Here is a 7,862-nt window from a genome sequence, read left to right on the forward strand (position 1 = left end):
AATACTATTTTATCTATTTTCACTTTTACCTTATTAAAAGCACATTACAAAGCCGCATGTCTTAAAAAAACCACTAACAAATCTTCCTTACTAAAAAAAACAAACCATCCTAAAAAAGGATGGTTTTATAATTGACGAAGTATTTTCTATTATTCTTATTTCTTCATTACTCTTTTGATCATAATATCATCCAATGTGCTGATCTTTATAAAATAGACCCCAGCAGAAGGGAATTCTTCTCCAAGCATTATTTTTTCTGGATTATTCTGATATTTTTTTCTTGTTATTTCTTTTCCATGTATATCATAGATACCAATGACTAGCTTACCTTCTCCAAAAAGTCTTGTATCAATTTCAAAATTGTCCTCAAAAGGATTAGGATATACTTTTACTGCTACTTCTTTACTTATATTATAATCGATTCCCAGTCCTTTATTACTCAACGTATAAATTATAGTATTCGCCTGAGTTTGGTATGCATAATCCAATATGGTATACGATAATCCATCTGCCGCAACAGTGATATGAAACCATCCATAGTGTGTGTTTCCATTAATTTTAAATGTAAACCCTATATAACCAGTTTTTCCATTCCAATCCGTATATGAAGATTCGCTTACAATATAACTATGGGATTCTGCAACAAAATTACTGTTCGCGTCGATACCAACATTTTCTCCAATAAAGGCTACATTATTAGTATTTCCATTACAAACGATGTCTTTATCATAGGTTACTAAACGAACCGAACCATTTGTATACCAGGCTCCATAATCGCGATTATCTCCTGTTTCGATCCTAAAAAACCCCCAAGTATCTGATGCACTAACTGTTTCATCTGCAATATCAACATAGATAACTCCGTCATTTGTATTACAAGGAGCACATGAACCACCACAGTCAATACCTGTTTCATCACCATTCTGAATACCATCTGTACATGTTGGGGTCGCCACATTATCAATCCTTACAGTATAATCTTCTACTTCTCCAATATAAGTGTCTATACCGCATGGAGTGATTTTAGATTCAGAACCATAACCAACTCGTACTCTCATTCTCAAGTTAACATTGGTTACTGTTCCTGCTGGCGGCACAACATTAGCTGTATATGGACCTGCTGCGTATCTAGCATATACTCTTTCACCTGAATCGGTAAAATCTCCATTATTATTCCAATCAATCCAAACTCCAACAGCATTATATGTCCAATGATCATTATTCAATTTAATGATTAAAGCCGTTTGTTCTCCTATTGTAAGATTTGTAGAGAGGTTTGGATAATTAGAATATGGGGTATGGGTTGTGGTATTATCTATATCACCGAATTTTACATTGGTAATGTGCAGTGTGTTTTGCGTTGTAGATGCGGTACAGTATGTTACTGTAGCGCAAGGTTCGCAGGAACCTCCGCAATCTATTCCTGTCTCGTCTCCATTCTGTATTCCATCATTACAACTAGGCTCTGTATTATCATCAATCCTGGTAATTGTAATCCAATTACCTGAAATATCATAGACGCCAGTTGCTAATCCACTGTCTGCTATATTTTTTCCACTAACATTTAAATTGCCGTCATAAGAAATTCCATAGACTCTACAAATTCCTGCTGTTGCTCCTTCAAAATCGTGAGAAGTAATTTCTGTTGCTAAGATAGTACCGATATCATCTGTGATAAGATATCGATAACTCGCTTCGGATTGACTTGTGTTTTTAAATGTTATAACATCTGGCTGACCATCTCCTGTAACCGTTGTAATATCGGTTCTGTCATCATCTGAAGATACTGATCCACCATCAACTTCTATTGGGCAAGCGGGACAAGAACTACCTCCACAGTCAATTCCTGTTTCATCTCCATTCTGTATACCATCATCACAGGTTGGATCCGTACCTCCGCCGCCATCATATACTTTACTTCCTGCTTTGATGGAACCAAAAGGCTCTGTACTATACGCATAATCTAATAATGTTTCTTCACTACCATTAGCGTTTACACGAACTCTAAACCAACCATAATTGGTTTTTCCTGGATATAATTCCATTTGAAATCCTATATAAGCAGTTTGACCATCCCACAATCTATGGCCAGAACTTCTTACTACGTGTAGATCTGGGTAATCTCCTCCATTCACCCAATTGCTTGTAGAAGATATTACAGCATCCTGAGGTAAAGGTGTCACATTTCTTGTATTAGATTGGCAAACTAATGCCTGTGTATACGTTTCTAATTTTAATTCATTATTTTCAAAAAAGACTCCGTATCTATTTTCTCCAATGATAGTAAAAGGCTCCCAGACATTTCCTGAGTTTACTGTAAGATCAGTATTATCTACATATATAATTTTATATGGGTCATAAAACGTAAATTGATAGGAAACCTTATCGGAAACCAATGTTCCAGTACCCGCTGAAATTGCAGCATTCCTGAAAGTTATCGTTCCTATCGTGTTATTAATTTCTGCATGATTGTTGGTTCTACCAGTAAAACGAACTCTCAGTTTTGTATTATTCAATACGGTTATAGAGACATTATATCCTTGTGGTAAGTTTGAGGTAAAGTGCGTTCCCTCTGTCATAGTCCCTGAACTTAAGGCAAAACTACCTTCTGTAATTGTTATTTCATTGGTATCACTAAATACTGTTCCATCATTGGATAATGCTTCTTCTACTATCGTATTTGATACTACTAGAGAAGCTCCATTTTCATCCACTCCAGTAGCGGCCAAATTGCCTGATTGCCAAAGTGGTCTTCTTGTAGGATGCTCTAATGCTGCCAACATTCTATCTACCTGACCTCTTGTATACATCTTAGCACAACCTCTGGTAGAATCGTATCCCATATAATTTTCATAATTAATAAGATTACCACAATCGCTTGCTCCCACTACGCAACCATCATCTCCAGAGTTAGTATCTTCTTTGGGAGTATCGCTAACATAGTCTCCATTTGCATCATTACAACCTCCTTCAAATGTGTGAATAAGATTTAACCAATGTCCAAATTCATGAGTTAATACTGACGCAAATTCTTTATCCGTATTTCCGTGTAAATATTGCCCATTATAAACAACTCTCGCAATATCCTGATTGGACATGGTTGTATTTGGATACCAAGCTACTCCAGAATTATTAGATACTCCATCTCCATATAAATCTCCTGTGATGTATACATTCATGTACTTATAGTTATCCCAACCATCTCTAGCAACTATAGGGCTGCTGTAATTACCCATTCCAGAAGCTTCAGGATGAAAAATAACTCCATTGGTACTGCCTCCATTGGGGTCTATTTTTGCTAATGCAAATCGGATACTTAATGTAGCTTTTCGTCCATCAAAAATAGGATCTACAGTATTCCAATCATCATTTAGCCCATTAAAATCTTTATTTAAAACATCTATTGCTGTTTTTATTTTTTGATATGTTATCGTTTTTCCATGTTGGACTTCTCCATATACATGAAATACTACAGGAATCACATATGTCTCTCCTGCCTTTTGAGAAAACACTTTGCTTTGAACATAATTTCTTGAGAATTCATTGAATTTTTCAAACTCTACCTTGGACTTAGGATCATTAGAAAAAACATATTGATTAGCGTCGTTTGTTTTACATCGTATAGCGTCAATTTCTCCTACTTGACCTGAAAGAAACGTGACATAACAAAACGATAAAACCGTTAAAAAAAAAGTTTTTGTTTTCATAACTAGTTGAATTTGTGTTTTAGTTATCTGAAAATTAAAACTATCGAAGGTTTTTCTTGAATAGTATACTACCTAGATGTTATACTATAATATCTAATTTGCTGTTTTTTAATAAATTGTGATGATCTAATCCAACTTCTCACTTAAAAGCATAAAAAAACTGCCTGATTCTAAGAACCAAGCAGTTTTATAAAAATTATATTTTGTACTAAAGATTACTTTGTGTGTAATTCCTTAAAATACTTATAGAACAAAGGAATCGTTTCTATACCTCTTAGATAATTAAAAATACCAAAATGTTCATTGGGCGAATGGATTGCATCGCTATCCAATCCAAACCCCATTAATATGGTCTTACTTTTCAGTTCTTTTTCGAATAGTGAAACAATAGGAATACTTCCTCCACTTCGTTGTGGAATAGGAGTTTTACCAAATGTATCCTGATATGCCATACTTGCGGCTTTATATCCTATATTATCTATTGGAGTTACATAACCTTGTCCTCCATGATGAGGTGTTACTTTTACAGTAACCGCATCTGGAGCAATACTTTCGAAATGGTTCTTGAACAATTCTGTAATTTCTTTCCAATCTTGATTTGGTACCAAGCGCATAGAAATTTTTGCATAGGCTTTACTAGCAATTACAGTTTTAGCTCCTTCTCCAGTATATCCACCCCAAATTCCGTTTATATCTAGCGTGGGGCGAATTGAATTACGCTCATTAGTTGTATATCCTTCTTCTCCATATACAGCATCGATATCTAATGATTTTTTATATGCATCTAAAGAAAATGGTGCTTTAGCCATTTCTGCACGTTCTTCTTTAGAAAGTTCTTCTACCTTATCATAAAAACCTGGAATCGTAATATGATTATTTTCATCGTGCAATGAAGCTATCATTTTAGTTAGGATATTAATTGGGTTTGCAACAGCACCTCCATACAATCCACTATGCAAATCCCTGTTGGGACCCGTAACTTCTACTTCTACATAACTTAATCCTCTAAGTCCCGTTGTGATTGAAGGAACATCCTTTGCAATCATGCCAGTATCACTAATTAAGATTACATCATTAGCCAGCTTGTCTTGATTTCTTTCTACAAACCAACTTAAGCTATTACTTCCTACTTCTTCCTCTCCTTCGATCATAAACTTCACATTGCAAGGAAGCTGGTTTGTTGTTGTCATAAATTCCAACGCTTTTACGTGCATGTACATTTGTCCTTTATCATCACAAGAACCTCTGGCAAAAATAGCTCCATCTGGATGTAATTCAGTTTTTTTGATAATAGGTTCAAAAGGAGGACTATCCCATAAGTCTATCGGATCTGGTGGTTGTACATCATAATGACCATATACTAAGACTGTTGGCAGATCAGCATCTAGAATTTTTTCTCCGTATACAATAGGATATCCTGGAGTTTCACATATTTCTACATGATCACAACCTGCATGCTCCAAGCTTTTTTTAATTTCATCTGCAGTTTTAATTACATCTTTTTCGTAGGCAGAATCTGCACTAATAGATGGTATTTTAAGGAGTTCTATAAGCTCGTTAATAAAACGATCTTTATGTTCCTGAACATAGGATTTAGTATTTTGCATTGGATTGAGTTAATTTTTGCCTAAAAGTAGTAAAAATGAAGTAATTTAATCTTTATCCTATCAACTAAGATCGTGATCATAATGGCTGGAAATTACCAACAAGAAGATATCATACAAAAAATTTTTAGTTTCTTAGAATTGTTACCAATTCCTACTCAGTTTTCTAAAATAAATACGGAGACTTTTTTACCAGGAATAAAAATTGATAAAGGTGTGTTATTGGTAGATCCAGACAAACTTGTACATCCTGGAGATATCCTACATGAAGCAGGACACATTGCAGTTTCTCGTCCAGAGGAAAGAATGCATTTACAGAATAACGTGATTGAAAATAATGAATCCAAAAGTGGTGAAGAACTAGTTGCCATGTTATGGTCCTATGCTGCAATTATGGATATGGGGCTTTCTCCAGAAATAGTATTTCATAAGGAAGGATACAAAGGAGAAAGTGAGTGGATTCTTGATCAATATCGTAGTCAGAACTTTATAGGATTGCCTTTATTACAATGGATGGGACTAACATATACCGACACAGAAACATTACAATTTCCTAAGATGAAAAAATGGCTGCGAACATAAATTACATTTTTTATAAAAAAATAAAGTAAGTTCTTTGAGTTTTACACTTATTATGTATATTTGCACTCGCTTTTACGGATAGTCCTAAGTTTTGTAAAAGTTTTAATGCGGGCGTGGTGGAATTGGTAGACACGCTAGACTTAGGATCTAGTGCCGCGAGGTGTGGGAGTTCGAGTCTCCCCGCCCGCACAGCTTAAGAAAGCCGAGATGTATGTCTCGGCTTTTTTGTTTAAGGGTCATACATAGGTCATACTTTTTTACTGAATCAATCTCAATTGTTGTGGATCAAGACCAATTGTTGTGTTTATGCAAATATTCTTGTTAATCTAAAGAGGAAGAATTCTACATTTATACAAATATTCTGGTTAACCTAAAAATTACTCTTAAAGGAAATTTTATTCTTAATGAAAATTCAATTCCTATTAAATAATATCTTATATATTTAGCCTTTCGCAAAAATGATAAGACTCAGCTTTAAAATGTATAATTCCCCACTTTATAATTAAATTAAACTACTTAAACGTAGTTTAATTATGGTTTTTACATAAATTTACATTTACTACTTAACACTTCTTTATTTCATAACTATTTTTATGTAAGTTTATACCCTTACCCCGCTATATTAAACTTCGATTAAGCTGTTTTAAAACATATGATTCATCAAGACCATTACATTAATATACCTTCTCTTTCGAAGATTAAGGTGTCTAATTATTCCCTGTTTAAAAAGGATTGGAAATATAAATTTAGCAAAGGAACTAATGTGTTTATAGGAGCAAATGGGTTAGGAAAAACTACTTCAACTAGCCTTATAATCTATGCCATAGTTGGTTACACGGCTAATATTGACAGTTCAGAATTCAAGATAGATAACGACTATTTTTCATCTAGAAGTGACAATAAAAACTCAGAAGATGCAGAGATTGAAATAAGTTTCAAGATAAAAGAGCATTTATTTCTAATAAGACGCAAACTTTACTTGGACAATAAATCATTTTATTCCTTAGATGGAAAAGAGAAAGATATCAACTTATACGAAGATGATCTTGTTAAATTATCAAAACTAAGTATATCAGATTTAGCTTTCATACTTGAGAAGTTTTTAATCCGAGAAGAAGAGGGTAATTATTTATTATGGAATTTCAGGGATCAGTCTAAACTATTACAGTTACTAATCAACCCTGTTGGGTTTAAAAAGGTATATGAGGAAAAATCCTTAGAACTTTCCAAATTAACATCTGAAATCAATAGAAAAAGAGACACCGATATTCAAGCATATAACAAAAGAATTGATGAAATACAGGATTTAAGAAATAAAGATAAATATACTGATAACCGAGAAAAGGTGTTGGAAAAAATAAGTACTCTCCACAAAACTCTAGAAAAGAAAAACACACAAAAGAAGAAAAAATTAGAGCAATATAAAGAAACACTGAAAGTCTTTTCGGGATTAAAGCAAAATATAGAAAAAATCAACTTTGATATTGAAATAAAAAGTGAAGAAATCCTTAGTATGGAACAAACCTTCTACGAAACAGTTTATTCCGATAAAAAAGTTTTGAACACAATACATAAAATGAGAAATTATGGAATATGTGCTTATTGTGATAGTAGATTAAAACCTAATATTAAATCTAAAATTCTTGAAAAAATGGATAATGGAAATTGTCCTGTATGCGAAGAAAAAGTTTCGAACAGAAAACATAAAGATGACACAAGTAACTCAATAAATTATGTTCAGACTTTAGAGTCAGAAATCAAAACCTTAATAGCAAGAAAAATAAAAATAGAGGAACAAAAAGAACCAAATAGTAATAAAATCCAGTTACTTGATTCAGACATAAAGATGGAAATTCTTGCCAAACTGACCCACTTAATCCTGCGAAAGTGACCCATTGAATCCTATTTAAAGTGACCTGGGTATTCCTGTTTAAATTGACCCACCCCTAAAAAGAGCGTGTATTAAATA

Annotated in this window: 4 protein-coding genes and 1 tRNA gene; 3 read left to right on the plus strand and 2 right to left on the minus strand. The window is 33.5% G+C overall.

Going from position 1 to position 7,862, the window contains the following annotated elements:
• Window positions 1–155 precede the first annotated feature (155 nt).
• Both QBK95_RS20525 and QBK95_RS20530 read right to left on the minus strand, forming a co-directional pair.
• Complete coding sequence (locus QBK95_RS20525; protein WP_280936426.1) at window positions 156–3,707, minus strand: M43 family zinc metalloprotease; 3,552 nt, start codon at window positions 3,705–3,707, stop codon at window positions 156–158.
• A 215-nt stretch (window positions 3,708–3,922) separates the two neighbouring features.
• A complete protein-coding gene (locus tag QBK95_RS20530) occupies window positions 3,923–5,314 on the minus strand; it encodes a dipeptidase (RefSeq protein ID WP_280936427.1) in 1,392 nt (463 codons plus the stop codon).
• A gap of 81 nt (window positions 5,315–5,395) precedes the next feature.
• On the opposite strand from QBK95_RS20530, the gene QBK95_RS20535 reads away from it, so the two are divergent.
• From QBK95_RS20535 to QBK95_RS20545, 3 genes are all read left to right on the plus strand, one after another.
• Window positions 5,396–5,893, plus strand: a complete 498-nt coding sequence (locus QBK95_RS20535) for a hypothetical protein (protein WP_280936428.1) — start codon at window positions 5,396–5,398, stop codon at window positions 5,891–5,893.
• Between the two features lie 107 nt (window positions 5,894–6,000).
• A tRNA-Leu gene (locus QBK95_RS20540) sits at window positions 6,001–6,082 on the plus strand.
• A gap of 463 nt (window positions 6,083–6,545) precedes the next feature.
• The gene (locus tag QBK95_RS20545; protein ID WP_280936429.1) at window positions 6,546–7,784 is read left to right on the plus strand and encodes an AAA family ATPase; all 1,239 of its coding nucleotides are present in this window, start codon (window positions 6,546–6,548) and stop codon (window positions 7,782–7,784) included.
• Window positions 7,785–7,862: the final 78 nt, after the last annotated feature.

Source organism: Aquimarina mycalae (genome assembly GCF_029906345.1).
Lineage (GTDB): Bacteria > Bacteroidota > Bacteroidia > Flavobacteriales > Flavobacteriaceae > Aquimarina.

Excerpts from the sequence above, each read along its gene's own strand:
- QBK95_RS20525 (WP_280936426.1), bottom strand. The coding sequence starts at position 3,707 with ATGAAAACAAAAACTTTTTTTTTAACGGTTTTATCGTTTTGTTATGTC.
- QBK95_RS20530 (WP_280936427.1), bottom strand. The coding sequence starts at position 5,314 with ATGCAAAATACTAAATCCTATGTTCAGGAACATAAAGATCGTTTTATT.
- QBK95_RS20535 (WP_280936428.1), top strand. The coding sequence starts at position 5,396 with ATGGCTGGAAATTACCAACAAGAAGATATCATACAAAAAATTTTTAGT.
- QBK95_RS20545 (WP_280936429.1), top strand. The coding sequence starts at position 6,546 with ATGATTCATCAAGACCATTACATTAATATACCTTCTCTTTCGAAGATT.